Annotated in this window: 14 protein-coding genes, 7 pseudogenes and 1 other annotated feature; of the genes and pseudogenes, 10 read left to right on the forward strand and 11 right to left on the reverse strand. The window is 58.3% G+C overall.

Annotation, left to right across the window (positions count from 1 at the left end; translation table 11 throughout):
* Nucleotides 1-82 precede the first annotated feature (82 nt).
* Both hemH and adk read right to left on the reverse strand, forming a co-directional pair.
* Entirely contained in the window at nt 83-1,042 is a 960-nt protein-coding gene (gene hemH, locus EIO60_RS05825) for a ferrochelatase (RefSeq protein ID WP_258576165.1), read from the reverse strand.
* A 114-nt stretch (nt 1,043-1,156) separates the two neighbouring features.
* Nucleotides 1,157-1,801, reverse strand: coding sequence for an adenylate kinase (adk, locus tag EIO60_RS05830; protein WP_258576166.1), 645 nt, complete (start codon nt 1,799-1,801; stop codon nt 1,157-1,159).
* Nucleotides 1,802-1,906: 105 nt separating this feature from the next.
* Here adk and EIO60_RS16110 point away from each other — a divergent pair, with 105 nt between their 5' ends.
* A complete protein-coding gene (locus EIO60_RS16110) occupies nt 1,907-2,062 on the forward strand; it encodes a hypothetical protein (protein WP_309484691.1) in 156 nt (51 codons plus the stop codon).
* Nucleotides 2,063-2,096: 34 nt separating this feature from the next.
* Here the strand turns inward: EIO60_RS16110 and EIO60_RS05835 are convergent, their stop codons facing one another.
* Nucleotides 2,097-2,687: a DUF6024 family protein gene (locus EIO60_RS05835; protein ID WP_309484692.1), complete on the reverse strand. Its 591-nt coding sequence runs from the start codon at nt 2,685-2,687 to the stop codon at nt 2,097-2,099.
* 181 nt (nt 2,688-2,868) lie between these two features.
* Here EIO60_RS05835 and EIO60_RS05840 point away from each other — a divergent pair.
* Nucleotides 2,869-3,742, forward strand: a pseudogene (locus tag EIO60_RS05840) (LysR substrate-binding domain-containing protein).
* 259 nt (nt 3,743-4,001) lie between these two features.
* Here EIO60_RS05840 and htpG read toward each other — a convergent pair.
* From htpG to EIO60_RS05870, 6 genes and pseudogenes are all read right to left on the reverse strand, one after another.
* Complete coding sequence (htpG, locus tag EIO60_RS05845) at nt 4,002-5,870, reverse strand: molecular chaperone HtpG (RefSeq protein ID WP_258576298.1); 1,869 nt, start codon at nt 5,868-5,870, stop codon at nt 4,002-4,004.
* Between the two features lie 104 nt (nt 5,871-5,974).
* A pseudogene (locus tag EIO60_RS05850) lies at nt 5,975-6,457 on the reverse strand (recombination mediator RecR).
* On the reverse strand, nt 6,457-6,786 hold the full coding sequence (locus tag EIO60_RS05855; RefSeq protein WP_258576167.1) for a YbaB/EbfC family nucleoid-associated protein: 330 nt from the start codon (nt 6,784-6,786) through the stop codon (nt 6,457-6,459). The pseudogene EIO60_RS05850 and the gene EIO60_RS05855 overlap by 1 nt, the downstream one beginning before the upstream one ends.
* Before the next feature lie 55 nt (nt 6,787-6,841).
* Nucleotides 6,842-8,770, reverse strand: a complete 1,929-nt coding sequence (gene dnaX / locus EIO60_RS05860; RefSeq protein ID WP_258576168.1) for a DNA polymerase III subunit gamma/tau — start codon at nt 8,768-8,770, stop codon at nt 6,842-6,844.
* Nucleotides 7,418-7,491 (reverse strand) — a sequence feature (DnaX frameshifting element). It overlaps the preceding gene by 74 nt.
* A 138-nt stretch (nt 8,771-8,908) precedes the next feature.
* The gene (gene apt / locus EIO60_RS05865; protein WP_258576169.1) at nt 8,909-9,460 is read right to left on the reverse strand and encodes an adenine phosphoribosyltransferase; all 552 of its coding nucleotides are present in this window, start codon (nt 9,458-9,460) and stop codon (nt 8,909-8,911) included.
* A 139-nt stretch (nt 9,461-9,599) separates the two neighbouring features.
* Nucleotides 9,600-9,995 (reverse strand): DUF454 family protein, encoded by a 396-nt coding sequence (locus tag EIO60_RS05870; protein WP_258576170.1) that lies wholly within the window; start codon nt 9,993-9,995, stop codon nt 9,600-9,602.
* 56 nt (nt 9,996-10,051) lie between these two features.
* Here EIO60_RS05870 and priC point away from each other — a divergent pair.
* From priC to rsmS, 3 genes and pseudogenes are all read left to right on the forward strand, one after another.
* Nucleotides 10,052-10,574: pseudogene (gene priC / locus EIO60_RS05875) on the forward strand (primosomal replication protein PriC).
* Between the two features lie 35 nt (nt 10,575-10,609).
* Nucleotides 10,610-10,756: a GlsB/YeaQ/YmgE family stress response membrane protein gene (locus EIO60_RS05880; RefSeq protein ID WP_258576171.1), complete on the forward strand. Its 147-nt coding sequence runs from the start codon at nt 10,610-10,612 to the stop codon at nt 10,754-10,756.
* 9 nt (nt 10,757-10,765) lie between these two features.
* Nucleotides 10,766-10,921, forward strand: coding sequence for a pleiotropic regulatory protein RsmS (gene rsmS, locus EIO60_RS05885; protein ID WP_258576172.1), 156 nt, complete (start codon nt 10,766-10,768; stop codon nt 10,919-10,921).
* On the opposite strand, the pseudogene acrR reads toward rsmS, so the two are convergent.
* A pseudogene (gene acrR, locus EIO60_RS05890) lies at nt 10,918-11,611 on the reverse strand (multidrug efflux transporter transcriptional repressor AcrR). The gene rsmS and the pseudogene acrR overlap by 4 nt on opposite strands.
* Before the next feature lie 146 nt (nt 11,612-11,757).
* Between acrR and EIO60_RS05895 the strand changes: the two are divergent.
* The 3 pseudogenes from EIO60_RS05895 to EIO60_RS05905 all read left to right on the forward strand — a co-directional run.
* Nucleotides 11,758-12,783: pseudogene (locus EIO60_RS05895) on the forward strand (efflux RND transporter periplasmic adaptor subunit); the annotation flags it as partial.
* Nucleotides 12,784-12,797: 14 nt separating this feature from the next.
* Nucleotides 12,798-13,241: pseudogene (gene bet / locus EIO60_RS05900) on the forward strand (phage recombination protein Bet); the annotation flags it as partial.
* Nucleotides 13,242-13,468: 227 nt separating this feature from the next.
* Nucleotides 13,469-13,942, forward strand: a pseudogene (locus EIO60_RS05905) (lambda exonuclease family protein); the annotation flags it as partial.
* Between the two features lie 110 nt (nt 13,943-14,052).
* On the opposite strand, the gene EIO60_RS05910 reads toward EIO60_RS05905, so the two are convergent.
* Nucleotides 14,053-14,388 (reverse strand): DUF1640 domain-containing protein, encoded by a 336-nt coding sequence (locus EIO60_RS05910; protein ID WP_258576299.1) that lies wholly within the window; start codon nt 14,386-14,388, stop codon nt 14,053-14,055.
* Nucleotides 14,389-14,498: 110 nt separating this feature from the next.
* On the opposite strand from EIO60_RS05910, the gene EIO60_RS05915 reads away from it, so the two are divergent.
* A complete protein-coding gene (locus EIO60_RS05915; RefSeq protein ID WP_258576173.1) occupies nt 14,499-14,897 on the forward strand; it encodes a BRO-N domain-containing protein in 399 nt (132 codons plus the stop codon).
* 10 nt (nt 14,898-14,907) lie between these two features.
* Nucleotides 14,908-15,282 (forward strand): hypothetical protein, encoded by a 375-nt coding sequence (locus tag EIO60_RS05920; RefSeq protein ID WP_258576174.1) that lies wholly within the window; start codon nt 14,908-14,910, stop codon nt 15,280-15,282.
* The last annotated feature ends 14 nt before the right edge of the window (nt 15,283-15,296 follow it).

Raw genomic sequence — 15,296 nt, forward strand, 5'->3', positions numbered from 1 at the left:
GACTGGCGGCAGGGCAATACGCCAGCGGCTTTCCCGCGCCTCGGTGGACACGGGAGAGCGGCCGGCTGTCTGCGGCGAGCTGTTAACGGCGCGCGTTAACCAGCTGCACCATCATCTCGATATGCGCGGCGTCGGCATTCAGAGCCGGGATATATTCGAACTTCTCGCCGCCGCCGTGTAGGAAGAACTCGCGGTTCTGCTCGCTGATCTCTTCCTGCGTCTCCAGACAGTCCGCCGCAAAGCCAGGGCTCATCACCTGTACGTGCTTAACGCCTTTTTTCGCCAGGCCCTGCATGGTTTCGTCGGTGTAGGGCTGCAGCCACGGCTCACGGCCGAAGCGCGACTGGAAGGTCATCATGATCTGATCGTCGCGCAGGCCCAGCGCCTGCTGCAACAGCGTCGTAGTATCGGCGCAGCGCAGCGGATAGTCATCGCCCTCGTTGGCGAAACGCTGCGGAATACCGTGGTAGGAGAGCACCAGCAGGTCGGGCTGGCCGTGCGCCGTAAAGGAGCGCTCCACCGATGCTTTCAGCGCGGCAATATAGGCCGGATGCTCTGCGTAGTCGCGGATTAAGTCGATATGTGGCAGGGTGCGCGCGGTTTTAAAGGCGTTGTAGAGCCCGTCCCACACCGCGGCCACGGTTGAGCAGGAGAATTGCGGATAGAGCGGCAGCACGATCATGCGCGTAACGCCCTGCGCCATCAAGCGATCCACGGCGCTCTGCAGGCTCGGGTTGCCGTAGCTCATGCCGAGCTCGACCGGCATATCGACGCGCGCCGCCAGCGATTCGCGCTGCTGTTGGCTGTAGACCATCAGCGGCGAGCCGCCCTCCATCCACACCGAAGCGTAGAGTTTTGACACGCGCGGCGAGCGAAACGGCAGCACGACGCCATTCAGGATCGGCCACCAGAGCCAGCGCGGCATGTCGACGACGCGGGGATCGCTCAGGAACTGTTTCAGATAGCGCTTTACAGCGGCTGTGGTAGGAGCGTCTGGCGTGCCTAAATTAACCAGTAACACGCCTGGCTTATCTTGCCTCATTGTTAGTCCTTGATAGCAGGGATGCGCGAAAACAAGAGAAATTGTAGCCGAAACCGCAGAAGGGAAAAGCAATTACTGCAAAAGGGGGGCTGACACGCGTCAGCCTCGACAGGCTTAACCGAGGATAGCGGCCAGCTGTTTGCTGACGTCAGCCGCTGGCTGGGTGCCGTCAATTTTGTGGTAGGCGGTGTTGCCCGCTTCTGCCTCTTTGGTGTAGTAGGCGATCAGCGGCGCGGTCAGCTGATGGTATTCGACGAGACGCTTGTGCACGGTCTCTTCCTGATCGTCTTTGCGCGTGGTCAGCGCTTCGCCGGTCACGTCATCCTTGCCCTCTTCCTTCGGCGGATTGTATTTGACGTGGTAAACGCGGCCTGACGGCGCATGAACGCGACGGCCAACGATGCGATCGACGATCAGCTCTTCCGGCACGGCGAACTCCAGCACGTTGTCTACCTTGATGCCCGCTTCCTTCATCGCATCCGCCTGCAGGATAGTGCGTGGGAAGCCGTCTAGCAGAAAACCGTTTTTGCAGTCTTCCTGCGCGATACGCTCTTTTACCAGCGCGATAACCAGCTCGTCAGTCACTAGTTTACCGGCGTCCATAATGGCTTTCGCCTGGTTGCCGAGCTCGGTGCCGGCTTTTACCGCCGCACGCAACATATCGCCCGTGGAGATTTGCGGAATGCCATATTTCTCCATGATGAACTGAGCCTGAGTGCCCTTACCTGCGCCCGGCGCACCGAGCAGAATAATACGCATTGCGTAAATCCCCTTGCGAATCGCATTGATCTATCTGAGAAGGCCAAGACCATACCATTATGGCCAGCTTGCCACAAGAAAGGCGCGGCGCACCCTTTTTCAGATTTGCCGCCGGGGCTGAACAGCGTCAGCACCCGTCTGGCGGTCTGCGGCGTCAGGTTGGTGCGCTTTTTGCCGCCGCCGCACTGTCTGGCGCGCACCAGCAACCGCCCCTACTGTGGCCACAGCTCCAGATCCTCGGCGGGCGGCAGCCCCGGCTGATGGCTGGAGGCGAGCAGCACCGGCGCACTGATCGCTACGGCGTCGACGCTGGCATGGTTAAAAGGACACCAGCCCTGCTCTTTGCTGTGCAGCAACGCCGCCATCGCCGGCGCATCCAGCGGCAGCCCCTGCTCAAACAGCGCAGCTCGCTGCGCACCAGCGTGCTGAAGTCGGCGGTGCGCAGCGCCACCAGCACCAGCCCGTCCGGCAGATCCGCATGGCGATCGAGGCGGGCGACAAACAGACGCGCATGGTTGATCACCTCCTCGTGCAGCACGCTGGCGAAGCTCTCGCTGGCGTCGACCACGCCTAGTTGCTGGCATTCCCGCGGCGGCCGCACCACGCCCCAGGGCAGATCCACATGGGCGACGAAGTTGATGTTGCCCGCCATCAGCGGCACGGGGGGCAGCACGTTGAGTTCCGTGACCGGAAAGTGCATGGCGTAGCGCGTCTGGTTGCGCGCCTGCTCCTGACGCAGAAAAAGCTGGGAGAGAAGAATGCGTGCCACGTGCAGCGAAGGGGCGAAGAACAAATCATACTGCTCCAGCCGGTAATGGTGTGATAATAGGGTGCGTAACCAGTCTCGCATCTCAAAAGGTCGGTCGGCCCAGGAGTGAACTGCCATCGCGTTGCGTTTCTCTTTTTATCGGTCGGGTGATGGCGGGTTGGCGACGAAAACCGTGCAGGCACAGCTTTGCCTGCCAGTCAACCGGCCATAATCTACGGGCAAGGTTAGGGGAATGCGGCTGGACTTTAAAATGATATAAACTGACAATCCCTGTTAGGTTTTTACTCAGGGGATGAGTATAAACGGGCTACCGCCGCTAAGGGCGCTGCATCATTTTCACCAGGCGGCGTTGCACAGCAGTTTTAGCGTGGCGGCCGAATAGCTGCACGTTACCCACAGCGCCGTGAGCCACCAGATACGCCAGCTGGAGAGCTGGATGGGCAAGCCGCTGTTCGTGCGCACCAACGGGCGCATCAAGCTGACCTCGCACGGCGAGCGCCTGTTGCTCAGCTGTCAGAAAGCCTTCAGCGAACTCTCCGCCACCTGCGCCGACATTTGCACCGGCATGCGCCATCATCTTAACGTCTCCTTGCGCCCCCAGCTTTTGTCACAGTGGCTGATCCCGCGCATCGGCACCTTTTACCAGCGCCATCCCGATATCGAGGTGCAGTTTCAGTCGCTGCTGGAGCTGGCTCAGCCGCGCAGCGAGCATATCGACGTGCTGATCCTCAGCTATGAACAGCCGCCGGACGGCGATATCGACGCGACGCTGATCGGCGGCGACTATGTTGGCCCGCTCTCTCTGTGCGCCGCACTTCGCCTCGCGCTTTCGCCAAGCGTAGGATCTTGCCGCGCTGACGTTGCTGCACGCCGATCCCCGTCTGCACGCCCAGGCGGAGTAGTCGAAAAGCGCCGATGTGCGCGGCAATTTCTGGTCGGGAAAACACTTCGACAATCTGACGCTCGGCATTCAGGCGGCGAAAAACGGCCTGGGCGTCATTGTGGCGCCGCGTCTGCCGGTGCGCAAAGAGCTTGAAGAGGGAGCGCTGATCGCTCCGCTCGGTTTTGTGCGCGTCGATCGCGCCACCTAGATTATGACCAAGGCGTCGCGGCGCAACAACGGCGAGATCCGGCTGTTTCGCGACTGGCTGCGCGAGGCGGCGCAGCAGTGAAGCATCAGCGGGGAATACACTTAAGAAATGAGTGATATAACTTGAGCAAGAGCACAGGCAAATGTATTCAAAGGCGGGCAATTAACTCAAGGAGTGGGTGGCATTGCCCGAAGAGCAAAGCGTCCTGCGCCAAGGATGGCGCAGGCCAAGCCGGCATGGATGCCGCCTTTTGCGTCTTTGCGATCGGGCCATGCCACCCGCGACAGTACCGCTTTAGTAAACAAAGGCCGGTGTTGCTACCGGCCTTTGTTACAGCTATTTACGCCGTCAGCAGCTGATTCATGCGACGGATAAATTGGTTCGGGTCGTCCAGCGTGCCGCGTTCGGCCAGCAGTGCCTGATCCAGCAGCAGCTCAACCCACTCGCCGAAGCGAGCCTCGTCCTGGGTATCTGCCACGCGTTTCACCAGCTGGTGGTCCGGGTTGATCTCGAAAATATACTTCACTTCAGGTACCGCCTGGCCCGCCGCGGCGAACAGCTTCGCCATCTGGGTGCTCATTTCGTTGGCGTCGGTGGTGACGATGGCTGGCGTATCGGTGAGACGATGCGTCAGACGCACCTCTTTCACGCGGTCGCCCAGCAGGGTTTTCACGCGATCCACGAAAGGCTCCAGCGCCTTCTCTGCCTCTTTATGCTCTTCGCTCTCTTCATCCGCCAGTTTGCTCAGCGACTCGTCCGCCTTGCTGACCGACAGGAACGCCTTGCCGTCGAATTCGGTCAGGTAGCTCATCATCCACTCGTCGATGCGGTCGGAGAGCAGCAGCACCTCGATGCCTTTTTTACGGAACAGCTCCTGATGCGGGCTGCTCTTCGCGGCGGCATAGCTGTCGGCAGTAATGTAATAGATCTTCTCCTGACCTTCCACCATGCGGCTGACGTACTCTTCTAGCGACACGGTCTGCTCGGCGCTGTCGCTGTGCGTTGAGGCGAAGCGCAGCAGTTTGGCGATAGCTTCCTGGTTAACGCTGTCTTCCGCCAGGCCCTCTTTCAGCACCAGACCGAACTCTTTCCAGAAGGCCTGATACTTCTCGACGTCGTCTTTCGCCAGCTTCTCCAGCATCTGCAGCGTGCGTTTGGTCATCGCGGCGCGCAGGCTCTGGGTCACGCGGCTGTCCTGCAGAATCTCACGCGAGACGTTCAGCGGTAGATCGCTGGAGTCGATCAGGCCGCGCACAAAGCGCAGGTAGTTCGGCATAAACTGCTCGGCGTCGTCCATGATAAAGACGCGCTGCACGTAGAGCTTCAGGCCGTGCTTATGGTCACGATTCCACATGTCGAACGGCGCGCGCGATGGAATATAGAGCAGGCTGGTGTACTCCTGCTTGCCCTCAACTCGGTTATGGCTCCAGGCGGCCGGATCGCTGAAGTCGTGCGCGATATGCTTGTAGAATTCGTTGTACTCGTCGTCGCTGATCTCAGACTTATTGCGCGTCCAGAGCGCCTGGGCTTTGTTGATATTCTCCCAGCTGTTGGTGTCGTTCTCTTCGTCACGGGTTTCGATCTCCACCGACAGCGCGATGTGATCGGAGTACTTGCCGATAATGCTGCGCACGCGCCAGGCATCAAGAAACTCATCCTCGCCCTCGCGCAGGTGCAGCATGATTTCGGTGCCGCGATCGGCTTTGGTGATATCGGCGATAGTGTATTCGCCCTCACCCGCTGATTCCCAGAATACCCCTTCTTCCGCCGACGCGCCGGCCGCGCGGGTGCGCACCGACACCTTGTCGGCGACGATAAAGGCGGAGTAGAAGCCGACGCCGAACTGGCCGATCAGCTGGCTGTCTTTCGCCTGATCCGATCCCAGCGATTCGAGGAACGATTTGGTGCCCGATTTGGCGATGGTGCCCAGATTCTCAATCACCTCGTCGCGGCGCATGCCGATACCGTTGTCCGACAGCGTCAGGGTACGGTTTTCCTTGTCAACAGAGAGACGCACGCGCAGATCGCCGTCGCCTTCATAGAGGCTGGCGTCCGACAGTGCGCGGAAGCGCAGCTTGTCCGCCGCGTCCGAGGCGTTGGAGATCAGCTCGCGCAGGAAAATCTCTTTGTTTGAGTAGAGGGAATGGATCATCAGGTGCAGAAGCTGTTTTACCTCTGACTGAAAGCCACGCGTCTCTTGTCCTTTCATGGTCATTATTACCTCAGCAGAATCAGGTTGAACGAACGTTGAGGTTGATGTGGGGATGGCGGGGAAAATTTCAAGCCGACGTCAGCGACGACGTCGGCAAGCGTTCAGAAAGTAAGCTTGTGGTGCCCGGCCAGCGAGTGCGACAGCGTGGTGCCGTCCACCATCTCCAGCTTGCCGCCCACCGGCACGCCGTGGGGTTGGTGGCGAGGATCACCTCTTTAATGGTCTCGCTCTCCAGCCGCTGCTCAAGCCGGTCCAGCCCGATATCCTGCGGCCGATGCCGTCCAGCGGAGAGAGGTGCCCCATCAGCACGAAATAGCGACCGGCGAACTGGCCGGTTTGCTCGATGGCGTAAATATCCGTCGGACTCTCCACCACTCAGATTTGCCCGTTTTGCTGACGCCGCGGATTGGCGCAGATAGTGCAAATTTCCTGCTCGGTGAAGGTGCGGCAGTCGGCGCAGTGGCCGATTTCCGACATGGCGCGCTGCAGCAGCTGAAACGCAATACGCTGTGCCAACTTCGGCCCAACGCCGGGCAGACAGCGCAGCGCTCCATCAGGGATTCAAGCAGTGGACTGGTTTGCATCAGAACGGCATCTTAAAGCCCGGCGGCAGCTGCACGCCGGCGGAAACAGAAGCCATTTTCTCTTTCTGCGTTTCGTCGATGCGGCGCGCGGCGTCGTTGAACGCGGCGGCGACCAGATCTTCCAGCATATCTTTGTCATCTTCCAGCAGGCTGGGATCGATCTCCACGCGGCGGCAGTTGTGCGCGCCGTTGATGGTCACTTTCACCAGGCCCGCGCCCGATTCGCCGGTGACTTCCAGTGCAGCGATCTCTTCTTGGACCTGGGCCACTTTGTATTGCATCTGCTGGGCCTGCTTCATCAGGTTACCCAGTCCGCCTTTACCAAACATAGTTTTATCTCTCAGCTAAGGCCGCATCGCTATCCAGAAGACAGCGGCAGCGTGGTCAAACGGGTCGAATACTCTCTTCATCCAGATCGGCATCGAAGAACCGGCGTAGCGTCTGGATGTGCGTATCGCTAATAATAGACTGGCGCGCCTGCGCCAGCTTCTCTTCATAAATGGCCTGCCGCCATTCAAGCGGTGTTAACACCGCCGGATTATCATCTTCGATAATCGTCAGCTCAACTGGCTGGCCGGCGGCGTCGCTCAATGCCGCGCCGAGCACCTGCTGCGCCGAGGCGGAATTCAGATGACGCTGGCTGGAACGCAAGTGCAGGCAAACGCCCTGCTCCGTGCTCTCTTTCCAGGCGTTCAGCGCCAGCTGCTGCACCAGCTTCGGCAGTGCCAGAGCGTCGATTTCCGCCGCCCAAGGATCGTGCTGCTGCGCCTCTTCCATCAGGCGCGCCGCCAGCTCAGGGGTTTTCTCATGCTCAAGCGCCGAACGCAAGGCTTTTGGCGTGGCGACCGGCTCGGCCACTACTTCAACCTGAGTTTGCGCTTTCCAGCGGTAGGCCTCTTTTTTCACCGGCACCGCGTCGCGCGGTCGCGCCTGCGCTCGTTCGGCCACACGTTCGGTAACGGACGCCAGACGCGCCAGCGCGGAGTTAGCCGACGCTGCCGGCTCACTCTTTTTTACTTTGTTAGCTCCCTGACGCAGCAGCTGAGTGCGCGCCTGCAGGAGCTGGCTGGTAGCATCGGAAAGCGGGCCGTCGGGCGCAGAGGCGGGCGGCGCAGTGCGTTCAGGCGGCGGCGCCATCTGCAGCTGGGCGGAGGCGGCGGCCGGCGCCGTTTGCGGCTCCGCCTGCGGCGTTATCGCCGGACGCGCCACCGGCTCGGCAATCGCCGTGTGCGGATGGAAGGCCAGCGCGCGCAGCAACGCCATCTCGACGCCCATACGGCGATCCGGCGCCAACGGCAGATCTTTGCGCCCCATCAGTAGCGTCTGGTAGTAGAGCTGCACATCGGCGGGCGGCAACACGCGCGCCAGCTCGCGCAGGCGCGGCGCGTGGCTCTCTTCTTCATCGTTGATCGAGCTGGGCAGCAGCTGCACCATCGCGATGCGGTGCAGCAGACGCAGCATCTCCACCAGCAGCGCCTCCCACTCCACACCGCGCGAGACGGCCTGGTTGAGCAGCGCCATCACCTGTTCGCCGCTACCGTCCACCAGCGCCTCGATCAGACCCAGCGGCTGCTCATCGTCCAGCGTACCAAGCATCTGGCTGACGCAGCCGCTGCTGACCACGCCCTGCCCCATGGCGATCGCCTGATCGGTCAGGCTAAGGGCGTCGCGCATGCTGCCGTCGGCGGCGCGCGCCAGCAATTGCAGTGCACGCGGCTCGCTCTCGATCTGCTCCTGCTGCAGCACATAGTCGAGCTGTTTGCGGATCAGCTCGACGTCGAGCGCCTTGAGATGAAACTGCAGGCAGCGGGACAGGATGGTGACCGGCAGCTTTTGCGGATCGGTAGTGGCGAGCAGAAATTTAACGTGCGACGGCGGCTCTTCCAGCGTTTTCAACAGCGCATTGAAGCTGTGACGCGACAGCATGTGCACTTCGTCGATCAGGTAGACTTTGAACCGGCCGCGCGCCGGTGCGTACTGAACGTTGTCCAGCAGGTCGCGTGTGTCTTCGACTTTGGTACGCGAGGCGGCGTCGATCTCGATCAGATCGACAAAGCGGCCCTGCTCGATCTCGCGGCAGTTGTCGCACTGTCCGCAGGGGGTGGCGGTGATACCGGTTTCGCAGTTGAGGCCTTTTGCCAGCAGACGCGCGATGGTGGTTTTGCCCACGCCGCGCGTGCCGGAAAAAAGATAAGCATGATGGAGTCGTCCCAGTGACAGTCCATTCGCCAGCGCGGTCAGGACATGTTCCTGACCGACAACGTCAGCAAATGCCTGGGGACGCCATTTTCGCGCAAGTACCTGATAGCTCATATGGATTCGATCACTGGATGTGGTTGGAAAGATGAGCGCAGACGCGCTGCAACTCCTGTATATCGTTGCAGTAGTTTAACAGCGACGGCGGGCATTGCCTATTACTTGTGGCCTCGCGCGCGGCAAGGCCACGGTCACTCAGTGACCCGGGAAGTTTACCAAGCTGTAGCAGTCGACGCCCAGCGCTTTCAGGCGGGATTCGCCGGTCAGATCGAAGAGGTTAATCACAAAGGCGGCGTCTCTGACTTCGCCGCCGGCGCGGCGGAGCAGCTTGACCGTCGCTTCGAGGGTGCCGCCGGTCGCCAGCAGATCGTCCACCACCAGCACCACGTCGCCGGGCTTGATGGCGTCCTGATGCAGCTCAAGCGCATCGGGGCCGTACTCCAGCTCATAGGATTCGCTGTAGGTAGCGCGTGGCAGCTTGCCGGGCTTGCGCACCGGCACAAAGCCGACGCCTAACGCCAGCGCCACGGGCGCGCCGAAGAGAAAGCCGCGCGCTTCCGTTCCCACCACCTTGGTGATGCCCTTGTCGCGGTAGCGCTCGACAAACAGCGCGATGGTCGCGGCATAGGCTTTGGGATCTTCCAGCAGGCTGGTGACGTCGCGGAAGAGAATCCCCGGTTTCGGGTAATCCGGAATGCTTTTAATGCTCTCTTTAATGAATTCAAGCTGCTGCGCAGTTGCGGTCATAATCTTACGCCTGGTAAAAACTTTACATCGCACAGCTTCCAATACGTCAGATTCCGAAATGAATCAGACGCAGAGAGTAAAAAAGGAAGCAACGCACGAAGATGCCCAAATCTAAGCAAATGGCCGGCTAAATGCAACCTTATCGCGGCGGCGCGCGATCGTCGGGCGTTTCCGCCGCCACAGGAATACTCCATATCATCAGCAGCAAAAGGCAGAGCATTACGCCAAGAAAGAGGCGCAGCCACAGAATTTTCACCAGCCAGATAGAGAGGCTAAAGGTGACTAAGATCAGCAGGATGGCGCGCCCTTTCGCGCCGGACGGCATCGCGCGATGCTGCTGCCAGTGACGTAAATAGCGGCCGAACGGCGAGCGCCACAGCAGCCAGTGGTGAAAGCGCGGCGACGAGCGGGCGAAGCACCAGGCCGCCAGCAGCACGAATGGCGTGGTAGGCAATAAAATGGCAATACAATGCCCAGCGCGCCGAGCACCAGGGCAGGCCAGCCAGCCGAGTGTCAGAAATATAATGCGTTGCATAAAATGGCTTGGATCGTTTGCATGCGCGCTACGTTAGCACAGATAATGAAAATATGATGGCATTCGCCACCACACAACAGCGCCTGACCGCCTGCCTGACGGTGCTACAGACGCAGATCGCCCAGCATCCCGACGGACGCTGCCGCATGCCGCGCTTCGACCGGCAGCTGTTCACCACCAAAGGCACGCAGCTCGCCGACTATCTTATTGGAGATCGAACATAACCTGCAGCGGCTCTGCGCCTCAACCAACGCGCAGGAGCACGGCTGGCTGGCGGAAAAGGTGGTCAATCAGATTGCCGCGCTGTAGCGCGAGGCGAGCACGCAGCAGCTGCGCCCGTGCCGCGAGCAGCCGGTCGCCAATCCGCGCCAGCAAACGTTGAATGAATACCGCGAGTTTGAGCGGCCGCTGCAGGCGATGCTCGACCAGCGCGAGCAGCGGCTGGCGCTGGCGGAGAGCCTGGCGACGCAGCAGCAGCTGAAACAGGAGCTGGAGACGCTTGAAGGACGCATGGCGCGATGTCGTCAGGCGATTCAGGCGGTGAACTGGGCGCTGACGCTGTGCGGCGGCGCCGGCTAACGCCTATACTTGGCCTGTTGCGTCAGGAGCCTGAGGTGGGATTGATTGACTGGATAATCACGGGGCTGGCCGCCGGCTGGCTGAAGCGTTATCCGTTTCCCGGTCGACCCGGCGGTCTGCCCGCGACGCTGGTGCTGGCGGTTATCGGCGCGCTGCTGATCGCGGCAAAACTGCGTATATAAGGAGCCACCATGACGCTAGAAAACGCGCCTGACGAAGTAAAACTAGCGGTGGATTTGATTCAGCTGCTGGAAGAGAACGGGCTGCCCGTCGAAACGGTGCTGGCGGCGCTGGCGATTGTCCAGCGCGACTATGAGAAAAAGCGCGCCGCCGAGCAGCAGCGCTAGCGCGCTGCGGTCAGCGTCGGGCTCAGACGCAGCATATCGATAAATATCGATAAACACCTCGACAATTTGCGGCGCGGCGGCGGAGAGATCGAAGCTTTCCGGCGTAAACAGCCAGCTTTCCATCATGCCGTTAACGTAGCCGCGCATCAGCAGCGCCGCCTGGCGCGTATTCAGCGTATCGGGCAACTGGTTTGCCTCAATGCACTCCTTTAAAACATCCTCTATCTTGTCATAGCACTCTGTTAGCAGGCTTTGCTGGATATTGTATTGTTCAGTGCCGCCATTTCGCCGACAAATTCACATTTGTGAAAGATGATCTCCATCAAGGCGCGCCGCTGCGGATCCTTTGCAGTCGCTTCAAAGATATAGATCAGCATGGCGCGCAAGACGGAAAGTGGATCGCCCGGGTATTTTGTCTGATACTCAAGTTCCACATCGTCGAGCCTAGCGTCGCTGCGCAACCATATTTCGTGTAATACATCGGCTTTATTCTTGAAGTGCCAGTAGATAGCGCCCCCGCGTGACGCCGGCCGCTGCGGCAATATCCGCCAGCGAAGTGGCGGAAACGCCCTGACGGGGAAAAAGTGAGAGAGCAGCGTCAAGAATTTGATGACGCGTTTCAAGCGCTTGCGCTTTGGTTTTTTCGTGACATAAGGGATTTTTTTTACAAACTGGCAAGTTTACATACATTTGTGAATATATATACCATAGCACGACCCGTGTTTTAGTGCAGCAATGGGTTGATCGGTTTGTGATCCATTGATCAATTGATATCGGACACTAGAAGTTTATTTATGAATAAAAACAGATAATTATCGCCTCTGGCGGCCGTCCTGATGTTTTCAGGCAGCTTTGTGTTAACAGGATGTGATTATAATAAATCCGAACAAGCCGCCCAGCAGCCACCCCCGGAAGTTGGTGTGGTCACCCTTAAAAACGAATCCCTGAAGATCACGACAGAACTTCCGGGCCAGGCTTCCGCCTATCGCGTGGCGGAAGTGCGTCCTCAGGTTTCCGGTATCATTCTGAAGCGTAATTTTGTGGAAGGCAGCGACATTAAAGCTGGCGAATCGCTCTATCAGATCGCTCCTGCCACCTACCAGGCAAGCTACGACAGCGCCAAAGGCGATCTGGCGCAGGCGGAAGCCAACGCGCGCATCGCGCAGCTGAAGGTTAACCTCTATAAACCGTTGCTGGGCACCAAATATATCAGCCAGCAGGATTACGATAACGCCGTCGCGACCGCGGCCCAGAACGCCGCCGCTGTGCAGGTCGCGAAAGCGAATGTCGAAACCGCCCGCATCAATCTCGCCTACACCAAGGTGACCTCGCCCATCAGCGGCCGTATCGGCAAATCTGCCGTTACCGAAGGCGCGCTGGTGCAGAGCGGTCAGACGACCGCGCTGGCCACTGTGCAGCAGCTCGACCCGATGTATGTTGACGTCACCCAGTCCAGCGACGAGTTTATGCGCCTGCGCGAGGAGCTGGAATCAGGTCAGCTGAAGCAGGTCTATGGCAAAGCCAGCGTCACACTGCTGATGCAGGACGGCAGCGAATCGCCGCAGAAAGGCACGCTGGAGTTCTCTGACGTCACCGTTGACGAGACCACCGGCTCGATTACGCTGCGCGCCGTTTTCCCGAACCCGGGTCATCGCCTGCTGCCAGGCATGTTCGTGCGCGCACGTCTGGAAGAAGGCACCAACCCGAATGCGCTGCTGGTTCCGCAGCAGGCGGTGGCGCGTACGCCCACCGGCCAGGCAACGGTGATGGTAGTCGGCGTAGACAACAAGGTTGAGGTGCGCAGCGTCAACGCTTCGCAGGCGATCGGCGACAAGTGGCTGGTTACCTCTGGTGTGAAAGCGGTAAACGCCTCGGCATGGCACCAGGCACCGAATTAATAAGCACCCTCAAGAATACGGCGTTCAAGGGGGGTAACGTCACGGACGAGCAATTTACCGCCCTACTTATCGTTGCCAACCAGTACGGACTCAACCCGTGGACGAAAGAGATTTACGCATTCCCTGATAAGGGCGGCATTGTCCCGGTTGTTGGTGTTGATGGATGGGCTAGAATCATCAATGAGCACCCACAGTTCGACGGGATGGAGTTCGAGTATGACAAAACCGAAGGGGCTTGCACCTGCAAGATTTACCGAAAAGACCGCAAACACCCCACTGTAGTTACCGAATATATGGACGAGTGTAAGCGCAACACCCAACCGTGGCAGTCGCACCCTACCCGAATGTTGCGCCACAAGTCACCTATTCAGTGTGCACGCATGGCATTTGGGTTTGCTGGCATTTACGACAGCGACGAAGCAGGCGGATTATCGAAAGCAGCCCGGCAAGCGTTGTTGTTGGACAACAAACGGACGAGCGTCGCCCTGCACTCATTGCCCGGTGCGAAGAGGCGGCTCAGATGAGCATGGAAGTCTTCGCTGAAACATGGAAAAGCCTGACCCACGAAGAGCGCCAGATTATCGGCAATGCAGAAAAAGAGCGCATCAAAAAAGCATTCCCGTCGATGCAGAATATAGCGAGGTGGATCATGCAACAGCATAGTGATGAATGGTTTTCCGCCCGTTGTGGCAACGTGACCGCCAGTCGCCTATCTGACGTAATGGCAAAAACCAAATCGGGCTATTCCGCCAGCCGCCAGAACTACATGGCAGAGCTTATATGCCAGCGCCTAACTGGAAAGGTGGAAGAAAGTTACTCAAACGCCGCCATGCAGCGCGGCACTGAACTTGAACCGATAGCGCGGGAGATGTACCTGCTTAACCAGTTTGACGCAGAAGTTACAGAAGTGGGATTTATTCCCCATCCAGAGATCGTAGGATTTGGTGCGTCGCCTGATGGCTTGGTCGGAAATGATGGCCTGATAGAAATAAAATGCCCCAACACATGGACGCATTTAGAGACCATCAAGACCGGTAAGCCGAAAAACCAATACCTCCTACAGATGCACGCCCAAATGATGTGTACGGGCAGGAAATGGTGTGATTTTGTCAGCTATGACGAAACGAACTTGAGGTTATTAGGAAATTATCCAGGGTGGCGGCATGAGTGCATGCACGTCGTCGGGCGGCCGTGCAATCAGGTTCCGCTTGACGCAAGGGGTATAGTGCACCGTCACATTTTGAGAATGGCAGCAATGATGCTCACGGCAGCGGCCACCATTAGTCCAAGCCGGATGGTCATCTGCATGCCAAGTTTATCAAAACCGGCAGCCATATCCTTGCGGACATCGGCTATCTCTGCGGACAGATCCTTGCGTACATCGGCTATCTCTTTGCGAACGTCAGCGATATCGCGCTTCACTTCGGCAATATCAGCCTTGGTAGCGACATCCGCCACTTCATGAGACTTGCGTACGACGAGCGAAATCGCCCTAGCCTGTTCTCTAGAGATGCCAGCAGTTTCAAGCTCTTCTGACGCCTGCAATGTATCAAATGCAACCTGGCCCATAGCGGATCCTCCTGTGTTAAGCCAAGTGTAAGCGATCTTACCGCCAATCTGCAAAATTTTACCCGTTAGCCCTCTGATAACTACATCCGTTTAATTATGGAGAAATTGTTATGACCAAAATCACCAAAACCCACCTCATGCTCTTTCAGTCTGCTGATTCAGATATCGAGCTACAGGGAACGCTTTATCAAGGTAAGCCAGTGTTCTTCGCTGTCGAACTGGCGAAAACTCTTGGGTATAGCGACCCACATCAGGCATTAAATAAGCACTGTAAGTCATTGATTAAAATTGATTATGTCGAAACGACGGAATTGAATTTAGGCTTTTATCCGAAAGGTATCATTCTTGCGCCAGAGTCTGACCTCTACCGCCTGATATTGAAAAGCAAACTCCCCTCTGCCGAACGTGTGCAGGATTGGGTATGCGAAGAAGTTTTGCCAGCATTGCGCCAGCAGGGCAGCTATAGCATGAAGACCGCCCACCGTGACGAAGGTAGCGGCTTACCGTAAGGCCCGGGCTATGCAAATCCAGATGGAGATAGCCGAAAAAACCTTCCAGTGGGCGACAGGGCTTTCCGACGCCGCACGCCAAGCCGTTATCGCCGGACTGATCAACCCGATCGCTGGACATGAAGTGATTCCAGTACCTGTGCTTGAGAAAAAACACTACACCGCCACGCAAATCGGCAAAATATTTAATGTTTCAGCCAACAAAATTGGTCGTATCGCCAACGACAACAATATGAAAACGGAGGAATACGGCGAGTACTACCTGGACAAATCGCGCTACAGCAACAAGCAGGTTGAAGCTTTCCGCTACAACGATAAGGCGCTGGAAAAATTCAACGACATCCTGCTTGCGGAGTTAGAAGCCGCAAACAGCGGACTCGTGTAGCAAGAAACCGAAAC

This window comes from Candidatus Pantoea persica, assembly GCF_013753875.1.
GTDB lineage: Bacteria > Pseudomonadota > Gammaproteobacteria > Enterobacterales > Enterobacteriaceae > Pantoea > Pantoea persica.

Bases quoted from the DNA above. Each gene is read 5' to 3' on its own strand.
- hemH (WP_258576165.1), bottom strand. From the start codon at position 1,042: ATGAGGCAAGATAAGCCAGGCGTGTTACTGGTTAATTTAGGCACGCCA.
- EIO60_RS05910 (WP_258576299.1), bottom strand. From the start codon at position 14,388: ATGGGCCAGGTTGCATTTGATACATTGCAGGCGTCAGAAGAGCTTGAA.
- rsmS (WP_258576172.1), top strand. From the start codon at position 10,766: ATGACGCTAGAAAACGCGCCTGACGAAGTAAAACTAGCGGTGGATTTG.
- apt (WP_258576169.1), bottom strand. From the start codon at position 9,460: ATGACCGCAACTGCGCAGCAGCTTGAATTCATTAAAGAGAGCATTAAA.
- EIO60_RS05835 (WP_309484692.1), bottom strand. From the start codon at position 2,687: ATGGCAGTTCACTCCTGGGCCGACCGACCTTTTGAGATGCGAGACTGG.
- EIO60_RS05915 (WP_258576173.1), top strand. From the start codon at position 14,499: ATGACCAAAATCACCAAAACCCACCTCATGCTCTTTCAGTCTGCTGAT.
- EIO60_RS05920 (WP_258576174.1), top strand. From the start codon at position 14,908: ATGCAAATCCAGATGGAGATAGCCGAAAAAACCTTCCAGTGGGCGACA.
- dnaX (WP_258576168.1), bottom strand. From the start codon at position 8,770: ATGAGCTATCAGGTACTTGCGCGAAAATGGCGTCCCCAGGCATTTGCT.
- EIO60_RS05855 (WP_258576167.1), bottom strand. From the start codon at position 6,786: ATGTTTGGTAAAGGCGGACTGGGTAACCTGATGAAGCAGGCCCAGCAG.
- htpG (WP_258576298.1), bottom strand. From the start codon at position 5,870: ATGAAAGGACAAGAGACGCGTGGCTTTCAGTCAGAGGTAAAACAGCTT.
- EIO60_RS05870 (WP_258576170.1), bottom strand. From the start codon at position 9,995: ATGCAACGCATTATATTTCTGACACTCGGCTGGCTGGCCTGCCCTGGT.
- adk (WP_258576166.1), bottom strand. From the start codon at position 1,801: ATGCGTATTATTCTGCTCGGTGCGCCGGGCGCAGGTAAGGGCACTCAG.